The sequence below is a fragment of the Streptococcus sp. LQJ-218 genome, assembly GCF_003428885.1.
In the GTDB taxonomy this organism is placed as follows: Bacteria; Bacillota; Bacilli; order Lactobacillales; family Streptococcaceae; genus Streptococcus.
Genome location: NZ_QQRU01000001.1, coordinates 101,658 through 120,849 on the forward strand (window position 1 = coordinate 101,658; position 19,192 = coordinate 120,849).

The 19,192-nt window shown below is 41.6% G+C and carries 19 protein-coding genes; 17 read left to right on the forward strand and 2 right to left on the reverse strand.

Going from position 1 to position 19,192, the window contains the following annotated elements:
* Window positions 1-36 precede the first annotated feature (36 nt).
* Both D2908_RS10205 and D2908_RS00640 read right to left on the reverse strand, forming a co-directional pair.
* Complete coding sequence (locus D2908_RS10205) at window positions 37-159, reverse strand: hypothetical protein (RefSeq protein WP_276308506.1); 123 nt, start codon at window positions 157-159, stop codon at window positions 37-39.
* Window positions 160-238: 79 nt separating this feature from the next.
* On the reverse strand, window positions 239-1,225 hold the full coding sequence (locus D2908_RS00640) for an L-lactate dehydrogenase (RefSeq protein WP_117304129.1): 987 nt from the start codon (window positions 1,223-1,225) through the stop codon (window positions 239-241).
* A gap of 194 nt (window positions 1,226-1,419) precedes the next feature.
* On the opposite strand from D2908_RS00640, the gene gyrA reads away from it, so the two are divergent.
* The 17 genes from gyrA (at window position 1,420) to D2908_RS00725 (ending at window position 19,155) form a co-directional block, all read left to right on the forward strand.
* Entirely contained in the window at window positions 1,420-3,891 is a 2,472-nt protein-coding gene (gene gyrA / locus D2908_RS00645) for a DNA gyrase subunit A (RefSeq protein WP_117304130.1), read from the forward strand.
* Window positions 3,891-4,625: a sortase gene (locus D2908_RS00650; protein ID WP_117304132.1), complete on the forward strand. Its 735-nt coding sequence runs from the start codon at window positions 3,891-3,893 to the stop codon at window positions 4,623-4,625. Before gyrA ends, D2908_RS00650 begins: the two co-directional genes overlap by 1 nt.
* Window positions 4,626-4,766: 141 nt before the next feature.
* Window positions 4,767-5,564 (forward strand): formate/nitrite transporter family protein, encoded by a 798-nt coding sequence (locus D2908_RS00655; RefSeq protein ID WP_000254773.1) that lies wholly within the window; start codon window positions 4,767-4,769, stop codon window positions 5,562-5,564.
* Window positions 5,565-5,711: 147 nt separating this feature from the next.
* Window positions 5,712-6,992, forward strand: coding sequence for an O-acetylhomoserine aminocarboxypropyltransferase/cysteine synthase family protein (locus D2908_RS00660; protein ID WP_117304134.1), 1,281 nt, complete (start codon window positions 5,712-5,714; stop codon window positions 6,990-6,992).
* Window positions 6,993-7,086: 94 nt separating this feature from the next.
* Window positions 7,087-8,361 (forward strand): DUF2130 domain-containing protein, encoded by a 1,275-nt coding sequence (locus D2908_RS00665; RefSeq protein ID WP_117304136.1) that lies wholly within the window; start codon window positions 7,087-7,089, stop codon window positions 8,359-8,361.
* A 10-nt stretch (window positions 8,362-8,371) separates the two neighbouring features.
* Complete coding sequence (gene truB, locus D2908_RS00670) at window positions 8,372-9,250, forward strand: tRNA pseudouridine(55) synthase TruB (protein WP_117304138.1); 879 nt, start codon at window positions 8,372-8,374, stop codon at window positions 9,248-9,250.
* A gap of 113 nt (window positions 9,251-9,363) precedes the next feature.
* On the forward strand, window positions 9,364-10,002 hold the full coding sequence (udk, locus tag D2908_RS00675; protein WP_117304140.1) for a uridine kinase: 639 nt from the start codon (window positions 9,364-9,366) through the stop codon (window positions 10,000-10,002).
* Between the two features lie 128 nt (window positions 10,003-10,130).
* On the forward strand, window positions 10,131-11,471 hold the full coding sequence (gene xseA / locus D2908_RS00680; RefSeq protein ID WP_117304141.1) for an exodeoxyribonuclease VII large subunit: 1,341 nt from the start codon (window positions 10,131-10,133) through the stop codon (window positions 11,469-11,471).
* Entirely contained in the window at window positions 11,449-11,661 is a 213-nt protein-coding gene (locus D2908_RS00685; protein ID WP_033629613.1) for an exodeoxyribonuclease VII small subunit, read from the forward strand. The genes xseA and D2908_RS00685 overlap by 23 nt, the downstream gene beginning before the upstream one ends.
* On the forward strand, window positions 11,658-12,533 hold the full coding sequence (locus D2908_RS00690; RefSeq protein WP_117304143.1) for a polyprenyl synthetase family protein: 876 nt from the start codon (window positions 11,658-11,660) through the stop codon (window positions 12,531-12,533). Before D2908_RS00685 ends, D2908_RS00690 begins: the two co-directional genes overlap by 4 nt.
* A complete protein-coding gene (locus D2908_RS00695) occupies window positions 12,526-13,341 on the forward strand; it encodes a TlyA family RNA methyltransferase (protein ID WP_117304146.1) in 816 nt (271 codons plus the stop codon). The genes D2908_RS00690 and D2908_RS00695 overlap by 8 nt, the downstream gene beginning before the upstream one ends.
* Complete coding sequence (locus D2908_RS00700) at window positions 13,334-13,765, forward strand: arginine repressor (protein ID WP_117304148.1); 432 nt, start codon at window positions 13,334-13,336, stop codon at window positions 13,763-13,765. Before D2908_RS00695 ends, D2908_RS00700 begins: the two co-directional genes overlap by 8 nt.
* Window positions 13,766-13,771: 6 nt before the next feature.
* Window positions 13,772-15,439, forward strand: a complete 1,668-nt coding sequence (gene recN, locus D2908_RS00705; RefSeq protein ID WP_117304150.1) for a DNA repair protein RecN — start codon at window positions 13,772-13,774, stop codon at window positions 15,437-15,439.
* A 1-nt stretch (window position 15,440) separates the two neighbouring features.
* Window positions 15,441-16,169 (forward strand): metallophosphoesterase family protein, encoded by a 729-nt coding sequence (locus D2908_RS00710; RefSeq protein ID WP_117304151.1) that lies wholly within the window; start codon window positions 15,441-15,443, stop codon window positions 16,167-16,169.
* Between the two features lie 78 nt (window positions 16,170-16,247).
* A complete protein-coding gene (lepA, locus tag D2908_RS00715; protein WP_001047207.1) occupies window positions 16,248-18,071 on the forward strand; it encodes a translation elongation factor 4 in 1,824 nt (607 codons plus the stop codon).
* 263 nt (window positions 18,072-18,334) lie between these two features.
* Entirely contained in the window at window positions 18,335-18,811 is a 477-nt protein-coding gene (locus D2908_RS00720; protein WP_117304153.1) for a PTS sugar transporter subunit IIA, read from the forward strand.
* A gap of 38 nt (window positions 18,812-18,849) precedes the next feature.
* Window positions 18,850-19,155 (forward strand): PTS sugar transporter subunit IIB, encoded by a 306-nt coding sequence (locus tag D2908_RS00725; protein ID WP_023942583.1) that lies wholly within the window; start codon window positions 18,850-18,852, stop codon window positions 19,153-19,155.
* The last annotated feature ends 37 nt before the right edge of the window (window positions 19,156-19,192 follow it).

Genomic DNA, 19,192 nt, shown 5'->3' on the forward strand with positions numbered 1-19,192 from the left:
TTTTTGTATCAAGGAGAAAAAATGAAGCAAAACTTTTTACTTTCGGTTTAAAGCGACGGTATCAGGTACTGTTTGTCCAATGAGTTTCATGATGTCAGTGTTGATTTGATGGGGCGCCATAGTGTCATGGTGTTCTTTTTGAGATATTATTTTCTTCATGCAACCTTTATAAAATATGTAGTTTAGAAACAGATAAAAAATAACTCCTTGAAAGCTCAAGGAGTTATTTCTATCTAAATTAGTTTTTAGAAGCATCTTGGAATTCTGAGTTTTTCCATGCTTCGTCAATAATAGCTTGTAATTCTTTTGCTGAAGCTTGCATTTTTTGAGTTTCAGCATCGTTCAATGGGATGTTTACTGGACGAACGATACCGTGTGCACCAACGATAGCTGGTTGACCGATAAAGACGTTTTCAACTCCGTATTGACCTTCTTGGAATACTGAAAGTGGAAGAACTGCATTTTCATCGTCAAGGATAGCTTTTGTGATACGAGCAAGGGCTACTGCGATACCGTAGTATGTTGCACCTTTTTTGTTGATAATTGAGTAAGCAGCGTCACGAACTGAGATGAAGAGTTCTACAAGGTCAGCTTCATCCAAGTCGCGGTTAGCTTGCAACCATTGTTCCAATTTTACACCGGCAACGTTAGCGTGTGACCAAACGGCAAACTCAGAGTCACCGTGTTCACCCATGATGTAGGCGTGAACTGAACGAGCATCAACGCCGATTTTTTCAGCAAGTGCTTGACGGAAACGAGCTGAGTCAAGTGAAGTACCTGAACCGATAACGCGTTCTTTAGGGAAACCTGAGAATTTCCATGTTGAGTATGTCAAGACGTCAACTGGATTAGCAGCAACAAGGAAGATACCTTTGAAACCTGATGCAACAACTTGTTCAACAATTGATTTGTTGATAGCAAGGTTTTTACCAACAAGATCAAGACGAGTTTCACCTGGTTTTTGTGGAGCACCAGCAGTGATAACTACAAGGTCTGCATCCGCACAGTCTTCGTACTTAGCTGCATAAATTTTCTTAGGTGAAGTAAAAGCAAGTGCGTGGCTAAGGTCTTCAGCGTCACCAACAGCTTTTTCAAACAATTGAGGAATTTCAATGATACCGAGTTCTTGTGCAATTCCTTGGTTAACAAGTGCAAAAGCGTAAGAAGAACCTACTGCACCATCACCGACAAGGATAACTTTTTTGTGTTGTTTAGTGGAAGTCATTATTCTAAACATCTCCTTAATTTTATTCAGGGATTTCCCCAGTTATTTCAATTTTATCACTTTTAAAAAGCTTTGTCACGGATATGCCTTTCAGTTCACTATGTAAACGTTTTAGTGGTTTTAGATACCTGAAATATAGCGGACATTATGGTATAATATAGTTAATTACAAATTGTGAAATGAGGCATTTATTAATGCAAGATAGAAATTTAGTGAATGTCAATCTGACAAAGGAGATGAAGACTAGCTTTATCGACTACGCCATGAGTGTTATCGTAGCGCGGGCCCTTCCTGATGTTCGAGATGGCTTGAAACCCGTTCACCGTCGGATTCTGTACGGAATGAATGAATTGGGTGTTACTCCAGATAAACCTCATAAAAAATCTGCTCGTATTACAGGGGATGTCATGGGTAAGTACCACCCACACGGAGATTCTTCTATCTACGAAGCCATGGTCCGCATGGCGCAATGGTGGAGCTACCGTTGCATGCTTGTCGACGGACATGGGAACTTTGGTTCTATGGATGGAGACGGTGCTGCCGCCCAGCGTTATACTGAGGCTCGTATGAGCAAGATTGCTCTGGAAATGCTTCGTGATATCAATAAAAATACAGTTGATTTCGTTGATAACTATGATGCCAATGAACGAGAACCCTTGGTCTTGCCAGCCCGTTTTCCAAATCTTTTAGTTAATGGAGCAACTGGTATTGCTGTTGGAATGGCAACCAACATTCCGCCTCACAACTTGGGAGAAACCATTGATGCGGTCAAGTTGGTTATGGATAATCCTGAAGTAACTACTAAGGACTTGATGGAAGTCTTGCCTGGTCCAGATTTTCCAACTGGTGCCCTTGTCATGGGGAAATCAGGTATCCATAAGGCTTACGAAACAGGTAAAGGTTCTATTGTTCTTCGTTCTCGTACTGAAATCGAAGAAACCAAGACTGGCCGTGAGCGCATCGTTGTAACGGAATTTCCTTATATGGTTAATAAAACAAAGGTGCATGAGCATATTGTTCGTTTGGTTCAGGAAAAACGTATTGAGGGCATCACAGCAGTGCGTGATGAGTCAAACCGTGAAGGGGTGCGATTTGTTATCGAAGTTAAGCGCGATGCCTCAGCCAATGTTATCCTCAATAACCTCTTCAAGATGACCCAGATGCAAACCAATTTTGGTTTCAATATGCTTGCTATCCAAAATGGTGTACCCAAGATTTTGTCCCTTCGTCAGATTTTGGATGCTTATATTGAGCACCAAAAAGAAGTGGTTGTTCGTCGTACACGTTTTGATAAAGAAAAAGCAGAAGCGCGTGCACACATCTTAGAAGGTCTTTTAATCGCACTTGACCATATCGACGAAGTGATTCGTATTATCCGTGCTAGTGAAACGGATGCCGAAGCTCAAGCCGAATTGATGAACAAGTTCAAACTTTCTGAACGTCAAAGTCAAGCCATCCTTGATATGCGTCTTCGTCGTTTGACAGGTTTGGAACGCGATAAGATTCAGTCTGAGTATGATGAGCTCTTGGCTCTGATTGCGGATTTAACAGATATTCTAGCTAAGCCTGAACGTGTTTCTCAAATCATTAAGGATGAATTAGATGAAGTCAAGCGTAAGTTTGGTGATCAACGCCGTACGGAATTGATGATCGGTGAAGTCTTGAGTCTTGAAGATGAAGATTTGATCGAAGAAGCTGATGTTTTGATTACACTATCTAATAAGGGTTACATTAAACGATTGGACCAAGCTGAGTTTACTGCTCAAAAACGTGGTGGGCGTGGTGTTCAAGGGACAGGTGTTAAGGATGACGATTTTGTTCGTGAGTTAGTGTCAACTAGTACCCATGATCATCTACTTTTCTTTACAAATAAAGGACGTGTTTATCGCCTGAAAGGCTATGAAATTCCTGAGTATGGCCGTACTGCTAAGGGATTACCAATAGTTAATCTTTTGAAATTGGATGAAGGTGAAAGTATTCAGACCATCATCAATGTTGAATCTGAACGCAGCGATGATGCTTATCTCTTCTTCACAACCCGTCATGGTATTGTGAAGAGAACCAGCGTTAAGGAATTTGCTAACATTCGTCAAAATGGACTTAAAGCACTGAACCTCAAAGATGAAGATGAATTGATTAATGTTTTACTAACAGAAGAAGATACAGATATTATCATTGGTACCAAGCTTGGTTATGCAGTTCGCTTTAATCAATCAGCCGTTCGTGGGATGAGTCGTATTGCTACTGGTGTGAAAGGTGTCAATCTTCGTGAAGGGGACACAGTTGTTGGTGCTAGTGTGATTACAGACCAGGACGAGGTTCTTATTATCACTGAAAAAGGATTTGGTAAGCGCACAGTTGCGACCGAATATCCAACTAAAGGTCGTGGTGGTAAGGGGATGAAAACTGCTAAAATTACGGAAAAGAATGGTTCCCTTGCTGGTCTTATGACAGTTAAAGGTGATGAAGATTTGATGATTATCACTGATACAGGTGTCATGATTCGAACTAACGTTGCTAATATTTCAGAAACAGGTCGCTCAACTATGGGAGTTAAAGTAATGCGCCTGGACCAAGATGCCAAAATTGTAACCTTTACTACGGTTTCAGCGGAAGAAAAAGAAGAAGAAGTTGGAACAGAAAACGAAACAGAAGGTAAAGCATAATGTCTCATAAAAAGAAAATAAACCGAAAAAATTTACTAATCAATATTTTGGCAGGATTCTTAATTCTCTTGTCAGTGGCTTTGATTTTCAATTCAAAAATTCGTGATATGTTCATGGTTTGGAATACCAATAAATACCAAGTCAGCCAGGTATCAAAAGAAAAATTGGAAGAAAATCAAGATACAGAAGGTAATTTTGACTTTGATTCCGTAAAAGCTATCTCGTCAGAAGCTGTCTTATCCTCACAATGGGATTCGCAAAAATTGCCTGTTATCGGTGGAATTGCTGTCCCTGAATTAGAAATGAATTTGCCAATTTTTAAAGGGCTTGATAATGTCAATCTTTTCTATGGTGCTGGTACGATGAAACGCGATCAAGAGATGGGGAAAGGAAATTATAGTCTAGCTAGTCATCATATTTTTGGTGTCAATAATGCTAATAAAATGTTATTTTCTCCTTTGGATAACGCTAAAAATGGGATGAAGATTTATCTAACTGATAAAAATAAAGTTTATACTTATGAAATACGTGAAGTCAAACGTGTTACACCAGATCGTGTTGATGAAGTTGATGATAGAGATGGGGTAAATGAGATTACATTAGTAACCTGTGAAGACCTTGCTGCTACAGAACGTATTATTGTAAAAGGCGATTTGAAAGAAACAAAAGACTATTCACAGACATCTGATGAAATCCTAACAGCTTTTAGTCAACCATATAAACAATTTTATTAATACAAATCAGTAAAATCTTAGGTTTTACTGATTTTTTATAGATAGAGTTTCAAAATAAAAGATTATAAAATATAGAAAACGCTTTCCTAACATTAAAGTTTGTGATATAATTATCATGTAAAAAATTTTTAGGAGTTTATTATGGTTTCTTCAGAATTTATCTCAAAGATTGAATTTGCTTGCAAGAAGAAAGAAAGTCTTTATAGTCAAAGCAAATTTAAGTATGCGATTCGTTCGATGTTCGCAGGTGCATTTTTAACCTTTAGTACAGCTGCTGGTGCAGTTGGGGCTGATTTGATTAATAAAATCGCACCAGGTAGTGGCCGCTTCCTCTTCCCATTTGTCTTTGCTTGGGGATTGGCCTATATTGTTTTCTTGAATGCCGAGTTGGTAACATCAAACATGATGTTCTTGACTGCTGGTAGTTTCTTGAAAAAAATCTCTTGGAGAAAAACAGCTGAGATTCTACTTTATTGTACCTTGTTCAACCTTATCGGAGCTTTGATAGCAGGTTGGGGTTTTGCTCATTCGGCAGCCTATGCACATCTGACTCACGATAGCTTTATTTCAGGCGTTGTTGAGATGAAGTTAGGTCGCTCAAATGAATTAATCTTGCTTGAGGCGATTTTGGCAAATATTTTCGTAAATATTGCCATTCTTTCATTTGTTTTGGTGAAAGACGGTGGTGCCAAACTTTGGCTAGTTTTATCAGCGATTTACATGTTTGTATTTTTAACAAATGAGCACATCGCTGCGAACTTTGCTTCTTTCGCGATTGTAAAATTCAGTGTTGCTGCTGATTCAATTGCTAACTTCGGTGTTGGAAATATGCTTCGTCACTGGGGAGTAACCTTCATTGGGAACTTTATCGGAGGAGGCCTCTTGATGGGTCTTCCATATGCCTTCCTCAATAAAAATGAAGACACTTATGTAGATTAAGAAAATGAGCACGATTGAATCGTGCTTTTTTCATTTTTAAAATAGAGTAATAGCTATTTCTTATATCAAAACATAGAAAACTGATATTTGTAAACTATACCTTAAGGTGTTACAATATCCTTAATCAAACTATTTGGAGGTCGCCTTATGACTCGTGATTTTAAATTTGAAACTTTGCAACTACATGCTGGTCAAGTTGTGGATCCAGCTACCAAGTCTCGTGCGGTGCCGATTTATCAAACAACATCCTTTGTTTTTGATGACACGCAGGAAGGTGCCGATTTGTTTGCCTTGAGAAAACCAGGGAACATTTATACTCGTATCACCAACCCTACAACAGCTGCCTTTGAAGAAAGAATTGCTGCCCTTGAAGGTGGTGTTGGAGCTCTTGCAACAGCTTCAGGTATGGCTGCAGTGACTTATACGATTTTGGCGCTTGCTCATGCGGGTGATCATGTAGTAGCGGCATCAACTATTTACGGTGGGACTTTCAATCTCTTGAAAGAAACCCTTCCTCGTTATGGGATCACAACAACTTTTGTGAATGTGGATAATTTGGAGGAAGTAGAAGCAGCAATCAATGACAATACCAAGCTTGTCTTGATTGAAACCTTGGGCAATCCCTTGATTAACATTCCAGATTTGGAAAAATTGGCTGAGATTGCGCATAAACATCAGATTCCACTTGTTTCTGACAATACTTTTGCTACACCTTATTTGATTAACGTTTTTTCTCATGGTGTAGATATTGCTATTCACTCAGCGACTAAGTTTATCGGTGGGCATGGTACGACCATTGGAGGAGTGATTGTAGATAGCGGTCGTTTTGACTGGGCGGCTTCAGGAAAATTCCCTCAATTTGTTGAGGAAGATCCTAGCTACCACAACTTGAGCTATACTCGTGATGTTGGGGCAGCAGCCTTTATTATCGCTGTTCGAGTTCAATTACTTCGTGATACTGGTGCAGCCTTGTCACCATTTAATGCCTTCCTCTTGCTTCAAGGACTGGAAACCCTTTCACTTCGTGTCGAACGCCATGTGCAAAATACAGAGAAAATTGTTGATTTCCTTGTCAACCATCCTAAGGTAGAAAAAGTTAACTATCCAAAATTGGCAGATAGTCCTTATCATGCCTTGGCTGAGAAATACTTGCCAAAAGGTGTGGGTTCAATCTTTACCTTCCATGTCAAAGGTGGGGAGGCAGAAGCTCGCAAGGTCATTGATCATTTAGAGATCTTCTCTGACCTTGCAAATGTGGCAGATGCTAAATCACTTGTGGTTCATCCACCTACAACCACTCACGGTCAATTGTCAGAAAAAGACCTAGAAGCAGCAGGTGTCACACCTAACCAAATCCGCTTGTCAATCGGTCTTGAAAATGTAGAAGATTTGATTGAAGATTTACGTTTGGCCTTAGAAAAAATTTAAAGTAACAGATATAAACAGTGGGTTTCAACTCGCTGTTTTTGATTTTCCCTCAGGCATGATATAATGGATGAAGAAGTCTAGAAAGAGGAACGATATGAACGAAATCAAATGCCCCAACTGTGGGGAAGTCTTTACAGTAAATGAAAGTCAGTATGCTGAACTTTTATCCCAAGTGAGAACTGTTGAGTTTGATAAGGAATTGCACGAGCGAATGAAGCAGGAGCTGGCCTTGGTTGAGCAGAAGACTATGAATGAGCAACAGACTAAACTGGCTCAGAAGGACCAAGAAATTGCGCAATTGCAGAGTCAAATCCAAAACTTTGATGCAGAAAAAGAATTGGCCAAGAAAGAGGTTGAACAAACAAGTCATCAGGCCTTATTGGCCAAGGACAAGGAAGTGCAGGCCTTGGAAAACCAGTTGGCGACCTTGCGTTTGGAGCATGAAAATCAACTGCAAAAGACCCTTTCTGACCTAGAAAAAGAACGGGATCAGGTCAAAAACCAGCTTCTCTTACAAGAAAAAGAAAATGAGCTTTCTCTTGCTTCTGTTAAACAAAACTATGAGGCACAGCTTAAAGCAGCCAGTGAACAAGTCGAATTTTACAAGAATTTCAAGGCACAACAATCCACCAAAGCTATCGGGGAAAGTTTGGAACACTATGCAGAGAGCGAGTTTAACAAGGTCCGCAGTTTTGCCTTCCCCAATGCCTACTTTGAGAAGGATAACAAGGTTTCTGCGCGTGGGTCTAAGGGGGACTTTATATTTCGTGAATGTGATGAAAATGGCGTTGAGATTATTTCCATTATGTTTGAGATGAAAAACGAAGCTGACGGAACAGAGAAGAAGCACAAGAATGCAGATTTTTACAAGGAATTGGACAAGGACCGTCGGGAAAAGAACTGTGAATATGCCGTTTTAGTGACCATGCTTGAGGCAGATAATGACTACTTCAACACGGGTATCGTGGATGTCAGCCACGAATATGAAAAGATGTATGTCGTCCGTCCCCAGTTCTTCATCCAGTTGATTGGTCTTTTGCGAAATGCAGCGCTTAATTCCCTAAAATACAAGCAGGAGTTGGCCTTGGTTCGCGAGCAGAATATCGATATTACGCATTTTGAAGAAGACTTGGATGCCTTCAAAGTAGCTTTTGCCAAAAACTACAACTCTGCTTCAACCAACTTTGGTAAAGCAATCGATGAAATCGATAAGGCCATCAAACGCATGGAAGAGGTTAAAAAGTTCCTAACAACATCTGAAAATCAACTCCGCCTCGCAAATAATAAATTAGAAGATGTTTCAGTCAAAAAACTAACGCGAAAAAATCCAACTATGAAAGCTAAGTTTGAAGCTCTGAAGGGGGAGTAATAAAGCAAAAATGAACGGTATTATCAACTTAAAAAAAGAAGCGGGGATGACCTCGCATGATGCGGTTTTTAAACTGCGTAAGATTTTGGGAACCAAGAAGATTGGGCATGGTGGGACCTTGGATCCGGATGTAGTGGGTGTTTTGCCCATTGCGGTTGGCAAGGCGACACGCATGGTCGAGTTTATGCAGGATGAGGGCAAGGTCTATGAGGGGGAAATTACTCTCGGCTATTCAACGACGACTGAGGATGCCAGTGGGGAAGTGGTCGATGAGACTCCTGTTTTGTCGCCTTTGGATGAAAAGCTTGTCGATGAAGCGATTGCCAGCTTGACTGGGCCTATTACCCAGATTCCACCTATGTATTCGGCTGTCAAGGTCAATGGTCGTAAGCTTTATGAGTATGCGCGTGCTGGTCAGGAAGTGGAGCGTCCAGAGCGTCAGGTGACCATTTATCAATTTGAGCGGACAAGTCCGATTTCTTATGAGGGTCATCTTGCACGCTTTACTTTTCGTGTGAAATGTAGCAAGGGAACCTATATCCGTACCTTATCAGTTGACTTGGGAGAGAAGTTAGGTTATGCGGCTCATATGTCCCATTTGATACGGACTAGTGCAGCCGGTTTACAGCTAGAAGATGCTCTTACCTTGGACGAAATTGCTGCAAAAGTGGAGGCTGGTCAGCTGGACTTTCTCCATCCTCTAGAGATTGGGACGGGGGATCTTGTCAAAGTTTTCCTAAGTTCAGAAGAGGCTACAGAAGTGCGCTTTGGCCGTTTTATCGAGTTAGACCAAACAGACCAAGAATTGGCTGCATTTGAAGGCGATAAATTGTTAGCCATTCTAGAAAAGCGAGACAATCTCTACAAACCAAGGAAGGTTTTTGGCTAGTCTAACTGGAGTGAAAGTATTTGAATTGTTACCCATAATCTATCCAAAATCAGACTATAAATTTTGTAAAAAATGTGATAGAATAGACGACGGATAAAAAAACGGAGGATAGCATGCAAAATAGACCAATCATTATCGGAGTGACAGGTGGTTCTGGTGGTGGTAAAACCAGTGTTTCAAGAGCCATTTTATCGCATTTCCCTGATGAAAAGATTTCCATGATTGAGCATGATTCGTACTATAAGGATCAGTCTCATTTGACCTTTGAAGAGCGTATCAAAACCAACTATGACCATCCTTTTGCCTTTGATACAGATTTGATGATCGAGCAGATGAAGGAATTGTTGGCAGGGCGTCCGGTGGACATCCCGACTTATGACTATACAGAGCATACACGAAGTAGCAAGACCTATCGTCAGGAGCCTCAAGATGTCTTTATCGTTGAGGGGATTTTGGTCTTGGAGGACAAGCGTCTGCGTGATTTGATGGATATCAAGATTTTTGTGGATACGGATGACGATGTGCGCATTATTCGTCGTATCAAACGCGATATGGAAGAGCGTGGCCGTAGTTTGGATAGCGTGATTGATCAGTACTTAGGTGTGGTCAAACCCATGTACCACCAGTTTATCGAACCAACCAAGCGTTATGCTGATATCGTCATTCCTGAGGGAGTCACCAATACAGTGGCTATCGATCTGTTGACGACCAAGATTGAAAAGATTTTGGAAGAAGCTCGAAACAGCAAATAAACAAATGTGGAGGCCTGCCCTCCTTTTTCTATTTTTCCTTTCGTTTCGGTATGCAAAAGGAGATTTTTAATCATATTTTTGGTATAATAATACCCATGGAAAAGCAAGAAAATGAATAGTAGGTGGAGATGGAAAAGTATTTATCGGTAACGACTTTGACCAAGTATCTGAAAATGAAATTCGATAAAGACCCTTACTTGGAACGGGTCTATTTAACTGGTCAAGTTTCCAACTTTCGTAAACGACCTACTCACCAATATTTCTCCCTGAAAGATGACCATGCGGTCATTCAAGCAACTATCTGGTCAGGGATTTATCAGAAATTAGGTTTCGACCTTGAAGAAGGAATGAAGATCAATGTGATTGGGCGTGTGCAGGTCTATGAACCAAGTGGGAGCTACTCCATCATCATTGAAAAGGCAGAGCCTGATGGAGTTGGTGCGCTTGCGATTCAGTTTGAGCAACTCAAGAAAAAATTGACGGAAGAAGGTCTGTTTCAAGAACGCTTCAAGCAACCTCTTCCCCAATTTTCTAAGAGAATTGGTGTAGTGACTAGCCGTAGTGGAGCCGTTATTCGAGATATTATTACGACCGTCAGCAGGCGCTTTCCAGGTGTTGATATCCTTCTCTATCCGACCAAGGTGCAAGGTGAAGGGGCTGCGGAGGAAATAGCACGGAACATTACTCGTGCCAATCAACGTGAGGACCTAGATGTTCTCATCATTGGTCGTGGTGGTGGTTCTATTGAGGATCTCTGGGCTTTTAACGAAGAAATTGTGGTACGAGCTATTTTTGAATCTCGATTGCCAATCATTTCTAGTGTGGGGCATGAGACAGATGTGACCTTGGCGGATTTTGTGGCAGATCGCCGCGCTGCGACACCAACGGCTGCTGCTGAACTGGCAACACCAGTGACTAAGTTGGATCTATTAGCTCATCTGCAAAATCAGGAAAAACGGATGGCAACAGCAGTCCGCAATGTCCTATCTAGGAAACAGGAAGCTTTGAAAAAATGCAGTCAGTCTGTTATCTTTAGACAGCCAGAGCGTTTGTATGATGGCTATATGCAACGCTTGGATCAACTGCAACTGCGCTTAAAACAAAGTTTACGTACACGGATTTCTGATAACAAACAAGTTGTCCAAGCAAGGACGCATCGACTGGTCCAATTATCACCTGTTACCAAGATTCAACGTTATCAAGATCGTCTAGGCCAGTTGGATAAGCTCCTGCGTAGCCAAATGGCTTTGGTTTATGACGCCAAGGTTGCTGAAGTGAAGCGTCTTTCAGAAGCTTTGCTCATGTTGGATACCAGTCGAATCGTGGCGCGTGGTTATGCTATTGTCAAAAAAGAAGAGTCAGTTGTGGATTCGGTTGAGAGTTTGAAGAAAAAAGACCAAGTGACGCTTTTAATGCGAGATGGTCAAGTAGAATTAGAGGTTAAAGATGTCAAAACAAAAGAAATTTGAGGAAAATCTAGCAGAACTGGAAACCATTGTCCAAAGTTTGGAAAATGGTGAAATTGCTCTGGAAGATGCGATTGCGGCCTTTCAAAAGGGGATGATCCTGTCAAAAGAACTCCAAGCGACACTGGACAAGGCTGAAAAGACATTGGTTAAGGTCATGCAAGAAGACGGAACAGAAAGTGATTTTGAATGAAGAAGCAAGAAAAATTAGCTCTTGTCGAGTCAGCCTTGGAAGATTTTTATGGAGACCAGCAGTTTGCCTCTAGTTTGCGAGAGTCTGTTCTCTATTCCATTCATGCTGGTGGCAAGCGTATTCGGCCTTTTCTCTTGTTAGAAGTTTTGGAAGCCTTGCAGGTCGCTATTAAACCTGCTCACGCGCAGGTAGCTGCGGCCTTGGAAATGATTCATACAGGGAGCTTGATTCACGATGATCTTCCTGCTATGGATGATGATGATTACCGTCGGGGACGCTTGACCAATCATAAGAAATTCGGCGAAGCTATGGCCATTTTGGCTGGAGATGCCTTATTCCTAGATCCGTATGCTTTGATAGCGCAGGCAGATTTGCCAAGTCAGATCAAGATGGACTTGATTGCCAACTTATCGCTGGCTTCGGGTAGTTTGGGCATGGTGGCAGGGCAGGTTTTGGACATGGAGGGTGAACACCAGCATTTGTCTTTGGAAGAACTCCAAATTATTCATGCTAATAAAACAGGTAAGTTACTAGCCTATCCCTTCCAAGCAGCAGCTATCATAGCCGAATTGGCTCCTGAAATGCAGGTGAAGCTGAAAACTGTTGGTGAATTGATTGGGCTTGCCTTTCAAGTAAGGGATGATGTGTTAGATGTGACCGCCAGTTTTGAGGAAATCGGCAAGACGCCACAAAAGGACCTGCAAGCTGAAAAATCAACTTATCGAGCCTTGTTGGGCTTGGAAGAGGCTATTGCCTTTTGTAACCAAACCTTGGATCAAGCTAATGCCAAATTAGAAGAAATTGCCCAGCAGGTTCCCTTTGAAATAGAATCGATTGTATGTGTAGTAGAAAGTTTGAGAATCAATGGCTAAGGAAAGAGTGGATGTACTAGCTTATAAACAGGGTTTGTTTGAAACGAGAGAGCAGGCCAAGCGCGGTGTGATGGCTGGCCTAGTCGTAGCAGTCCTGAATGGAGAACGGTTTGACAAGCCAGGAGAGAAAATTCCAGATGACACTGAGCTAAAACTCAAGGGGGAGAAACTCAAGTATGTCAGCCGTGGTGGTTTGAAACTGGAGAAGGCTTTGCAGGTCTTTGATTTGTCAGTGGATGGAGCAACAACTATTGATATCGGTGCTTCTACTGGGGGCTTTACCGATGTCATGTTGCAAAATGGTGCCGAGTTGGTCTTTGCAGTTGATGTCGGTACCAATCAGTTGGCTTGGAAACTACGCCAAGACCCACGAGTTGTCAGCATGGAGCAGTTTAATTTCCGCTATGCTGAAAAGACTGATTTCGAGCAGGAACCGAGCTTTGCCAGTATTGATGTGAGTTTCATTTCCCTTAGTCTAATTCTTCCAGCCTTGCACCGTGTCTTGGCAGATCAAGGTCAGGTCGTGGCTCTGGTTAAACCCCAGTTTGAGGCAGGTCGTGAGCAGATTGGGAAAAATGGAATCATTCGTGATGCCAAGGTCCATCAACATGTCCTCGAATCTGTCACAACAATGGCAGTAGAGGAAGGCTTTTCAGTCCTTGGTTTGGACTTTTCTCCCATCCAAGGTGGACACGGAAATATTGAGTTTTTAGCGTATTTGAAAAAAGAAGAGTCAGCAAGCAATCAGGTTCTTGCTGAAATTGAAGAAGTAGTAGAGAGGGCGCATAGTCAATTTAAAAATGAATAAAAAAGAGAGACTTGAAAAAATTAGACGATTTGTGACAGATTATCAAATCGGTACACAAGAAGAAATCGTAGAACATTTGAAAGAGGCTGGCATCACTGCCACTCAGGCAACGGTATCCCGAGATATCAAAGAACTGGGTATTGTCAAGATTCCTTTGAGAGACAACACCTATGTCTATGAATTACCAAAATCAATCGTAAAAAGTTTGCAACTGGCTGAAGATAATATCGAATCGGCTGAATTGATGGACGAGATGATCAATCTCCAAGTCATCCCAGGAAATACTGCTTTTGTAAAAGCTCAGTTAATAGAGACATTTGCGGGCAAGATTTTTAGCTGTTTGGCTGATGATAGCTCGATTTTAGTCATTGCCAGAAGTGCAAGTCTAGCTGAGGAAATCTTTGAACAAGTAAAAAATTGGTAGGTCTGTATGTTACTTGAAATTTCGATAAAAAACTTTGCCATTATTGAGGCTATTTCCCTTAATTTTGAAAAGGGGATGACTGTCCTGACTGGTGAAACGGGTGCAGGGAAGTCTATTATCATTGATGCCATGAATATGATGTTGGGAGCTCGTGCGACGACAGATGTTATTCGTCACGGTGCGTCAAAGGCAGAGATTGAGGGGCTTTTCTCAGTTGAGAATAGTCGCCTTTTGCAGGAAATTTTCGATGAGCAAGGTTTGGAATTGGGGGATGAAATTATCATCCGTCGGGAAATCTTGCAAAATGGTCGTAGTATCAGTCGTGTCAATGGCCAAATGGTCAATCTGTCTGTTTTGCGTGCTATTGGGCAACATCTGGTGGATATTCATGGTCAGCATGACCAAGAGGAGTTAATGCGTCCTCAACTGCATATCCAGATGTTGGATGAATTCGGTGACGTCGCTTTTTGGGAATTGAAAGAAACCTATCAAATGAGTTTTGATGCCTACCGTAAAATGCGTAAGCAGGTTCTGGAAGTCAAGAAAAACCAGCAGGAACACAAGGCACGTATTGAAATGTTGGAATTTCAAATGGCAGAGATTGAGGCAGCAAACTTGCAGGCTGGAGAAGACCTGGCTCTCAATCAAGAGCGTGATAAACTTCTCAACCATAAAAATATTGCGGATACGCTGACTAATGCTTACAGTATGTTGGACAATGAAGATTTTTCAAGTCTGGCCAATGTTCGTTCAGCCATGAATGACATGGAAAGTGTCGAAGAGTACGACCCTGAATACCGTGAAATTTCAAACTCTCTGTCTGAAACTTACTATGTCTTAGAAGACATTAGCAAACGTCTGGAAGCTATCATTGAAGACCTTGATTTTGATGGCAATCGCCTCATGCAAGTTGAGAATCGTTTGGACCTTCTTCATACTATTACCCGTAAGTATGGCGGGACGGTAGACGATGTCTTGCTTTATTTTGCCAAGATTACGGAAGAGTACAATCTCTTGACAGGCAACAACCTTTCGTCTGAGGACATGGAAGCAGAGCTTAAGAAATTGGAAGTCAATCTTGTTGATTTGGCAGGTCAGCTTGCATCTGCTCGTCATGACTTGGCTCAGCAGCTAGAAGCAGAGATTAAACAAGAACTGCAAGACCTTTATATGGAAAAAGCCCAGTTTCAGGTTCGTTTTAACAAGGGAAAATTCAGTCGTGAGGGCAATGAAATGGTCGAGTTTTACATTTCAACCAACCCTGGCGAAGACTTTAAACCTTTGGTCAAGGTTGCATCTGGCGGGGAATTATCCCGTCTCATGCTAGCCATTAAGTCTGCCTTTTCACGTAAAGAGGGCAAGACCAGCATTGTCTTTGATGAGGTGGATACGGGAGTTTCCGGTCGTGTGGCTCAGGCTATTGCACAGAAGATTCACAAGATTGGCCAACACGGTCAGGTTCTGGCTATTTCCCATTTGCCACAAGTGATTGCGATTGCGGATTATCAATTCTTTATTGAGAAGATTAGCAATGACCACTCAACAGTTTCGACTGTTCGTCTCTTGACGGTTGAAGAGCGAGTGGAGGAAGTTGCTAAGATGTTGGCAGGTGATGATGTGACGGAAGCAGCCCTGACGCAAGCCAGAGAATTGTTGAGAAACAGGGAGAAATAAGATGACAGACTATTATGTTATTGGAGATGTTCACGGAAAAGCTGGGATGCTAGAAGACCTTCTCAAAACATGGGATGGTCAGACCCAGTTGCTTTTTCTAGGGGACTTGATTGACCGTGGCGAGGATAGTCGCCGTGTTCTAGAAATGGTCAAGGACTTAGTGGACAATCAAGGGGCTATTTGTCTATCAGGAAATCATGAGTATATGTTTCTGACTTGGCTCGATAACCCAGAAGAAAGCTATGACCACTATCGTCGCAATGGTGGAGATACAACTATTAACTCTATCCTAGGTCGTCCCTTGGATGCACCAGTTGATGGAGTAGAAGATGCCAAGCGGGTGGCTACTGAAGCGGCAGATTTAGTCGAATTTATTCGTCAAATGCCGTTTGTGGTAGAGACAGATAAGTATATCTTTGTTCACGCAGGTATTGATTTGACCTTAGATGACTGGTATGAAACCACAGATTATAAAAAAGTCTGGCTTAGAAAACCATTCCACGAAGCAGAAAATCATACTGGAAAAACGATTGTCTTTGGTCACACACCAGTTTATGGCTTGTTACAGCAAGAACGTGGTACAGCTGAGCTTTGGACTACAGAAGATGGCAAGATTGGAATGGACGGAGGAGCTGTTTATGGTGGTGTCCTTCACGGGATTGTCTTTACAGACCAAGGAATGACAGAACACCACTTTATCGAAAATGACGGCTTTGTCGCTGAAGATTAGTACTCCTAGCAGGGTATGGTCTTGTCAAAATGTCAAAAACAATTTATAATAAATAGATACCCTGAAAGGAAGAGAATCATGAACTTAGAAGAATTGAAAAAACGACAGGAGAAGATCCGTAACTTCTCTATTATCGCCCATATTGACCACGGGAAGTCGACTCTAGCAGACCGCATTTTGGAAAAGACAGAGACCGTTTCCAGTCGTGAAATGCAGGCCCAGCTTTTAGATAGCATGGATCTAGAACGAGAACGTGGAATTACCATTAAGTTGAATGCTATCGAGCTGAATTATACTGCAAAAGATGGCGAAACTTATATTTTTCACTTGATTGACACACCAGGACACGTGGACTTCACTTATGAGGTATCACGTTCTCTAGCTGCCTGTGAGGGTGCTATCTTAGTAGTCGATGCCGCCCAAGGGATTGAGGCTCAAACCCTCGCCAATGTTTATCTGGCCTTGGACAATGATTTAGAAATCATGCCAGTCATTAACAAAATTGACCTACCAGCAGCAGACCCTGAGCGCGTGCGTACGGAGATTGAAGACGTCATTGGTCTAGATGCCAGCGAAGCAGTCTTAGCATCTGCCAAGGCTGGTATCGGTATCGAAGAAATCCTTGAGCAAATTGTAGAAAAAGTACCAGCTCCAACGGGTGATGTGACGGCGCCACTTAAGGCCTTGATTTTCGACTCTGTTTACGATGCTTACCGTGGGGTTATTCTCCAAGTGCGTGTCATGGATGGGGTGGTTAAACCTGGCGATAAGATTCAGCTCATGAGCAATGGCAAGACTTTTGATGTTACGGAAGTTGGTATCTTTACACCCAAGGCAGTTGGTCGTGATTTCCTTGCGACTGGTGATGTTGGTTATATTGCGGCGTCTATCAAGACGGTTCAGGACACTCGTGTCGGTGATACCGTCACCTTGGCAACCAATCCTGCTGCAGAGCCATTACATGGTTACAAGCAGATGAATCCTATGGTTTTTGCGGGTCTATATCCTATCGAGTCAAACAAGTACAACGACCTGCGTGAAGCGCTTGAAAAATTACAACTGAATGATGCTAGTCTTCAGTTTGAACCAGAAACATCGCAGGCGCTTGGATTTGGTTTCCGTTGTGGTTTCCTTGGACTTCTCCATATGGATGTTATCCAAGAACGTTTGGAACGTGAGTTCAACATCGACCTCATCATGACAGCTCCATCTGTTATTTACAAAGTTAATTTGACCGATGGTGAGTCTATGGATGTGTCAAACCCATCTGAGTTCCCAGATCCTACAAAGATTGCGACTATTGAAGAGCCATATGTTAAAGCACAAATCATGGTACCGCAAGAATTCGTCGGAGCAGTTATGGAGCTAGCACAGCGCAAACGTGGTGACTTTGTGACGATGGACTATATTGATGACAATCGTGTCAATGTTATCTATCAAATCCCACTAGCTGAGATTGTCTTCGACTTCTTTGATAAGCTTAAATCTTCGACACGTGGTTATGCAAGCTTTGACTACGAATTATCAGAGTATCGCCCATCTAAGCTAGTGAAAATGGATATCCTTCTCAATGGAGACAAGGTGGATGCCCTCAGCTTTATCGTTCACAAGGATTTTGCCTACGAACGTGGAAAACTTATCGTTGATAAGCTTAAGAAAATCATCCCTCGCCAACAATTTGAGGTACCAATTCAAGCAGCAATTGGGCACAAGATTGTGGCTCGTACTGATATCAAAGCTCTTCGTAAGAATGTGCTTGCTAAGTGTTATGGTGGTGATGTTTCTCGTAAACGCAAACTCCTTGAAAAACAAAAAGCTGGTAAGAAGCGCATGAAAGCTATCGGTTCTGTAGAAGTCCCACAAGAAGCGTTTCTTAGCGTCTTGAGCATGGATGAAGAATAAGTTATCAGAAATGCCTTTCCTTGTTCATAGGAAATTTATATAAAAATCAATCGTAAAGCAGGCTTAGATGGTCTGCTTTTTTGCATTTAGAATAGGATTAAATCAATTGAAATGTTTGTTTACATGTTTGTTTTTATACAACAAATCACAAAAACAACAAAAATATAAAAAAAGAGACAAAAAAGAACAGAAAGTGATTGACAACGGTTTCATATAGTGTTATACTTATAGCATAAAGTTAATGGAAAGAAGGGAAAAACCTTATGGGATTAGATCATTTCTTTGACAAAAACCTTGTGTTTTGCTTAGAAGCGGATAATCAAGAACATCTTTTTGATCAGGTTGCAACTTTATTGGAAGAACGAGAAATTGTGACTCCAACCTATCGTGAAGCCTTGATCACTCGTGAAAAGTCATTTCCAACTGGCTTAGATATGGAATTTTTAGGTAAGGATTTGCCGAATGTGGCTATTCCTCACACAGATATTGTTCATAATCTAGCCGAAAAAGTTGTGGTCGTTCGATTAGAGAAACCGGTGACTTTCCACAATATGATTGCGCCAGATAAGGAAGTAGAGGTATCCTTGCTCTTCTTTATCATTAATAACTCAAGTTCAAGTCAAACGAACATTCTTGCTCAGTTGATGGACTTCTTTATTGGAAATGGTCATCTTGAAGACCTATCAAAAATTTCTGAACCAGAAGCCCTCTATGCTTATATTGCTGAAGCAATTGCTTAATCTTGTCTATTAAAAATATTAAATCGGAGGAAATCCATATGATTAAAATTCTTGCTGCCTGCGGTGCAGGTGTTAACTCAAGCCACCAAATTAAAAGTGCTCTCGAAGAAGAACTTTCAAACCGCGGTTTTGATGTTCACTGTGATGCAGTCATGGTCAAAGACGTTAACGAAGATCTTATCAAAGGTTATGACATCTTCACACCGATTGCTGCGACAGATCTTGGTTTTGAACCAGGTATTCCAGTTATCGAAGCTGGGCCAATTTTATTCCGTATCCCAGCTATGAGCGCTCCAGTATTTGATAATATTGAAGCAGCTATCAAAGAACACGGATTAAGCTAATTTTAACTTGTTAACATTCATATAACATAAAAAAGGG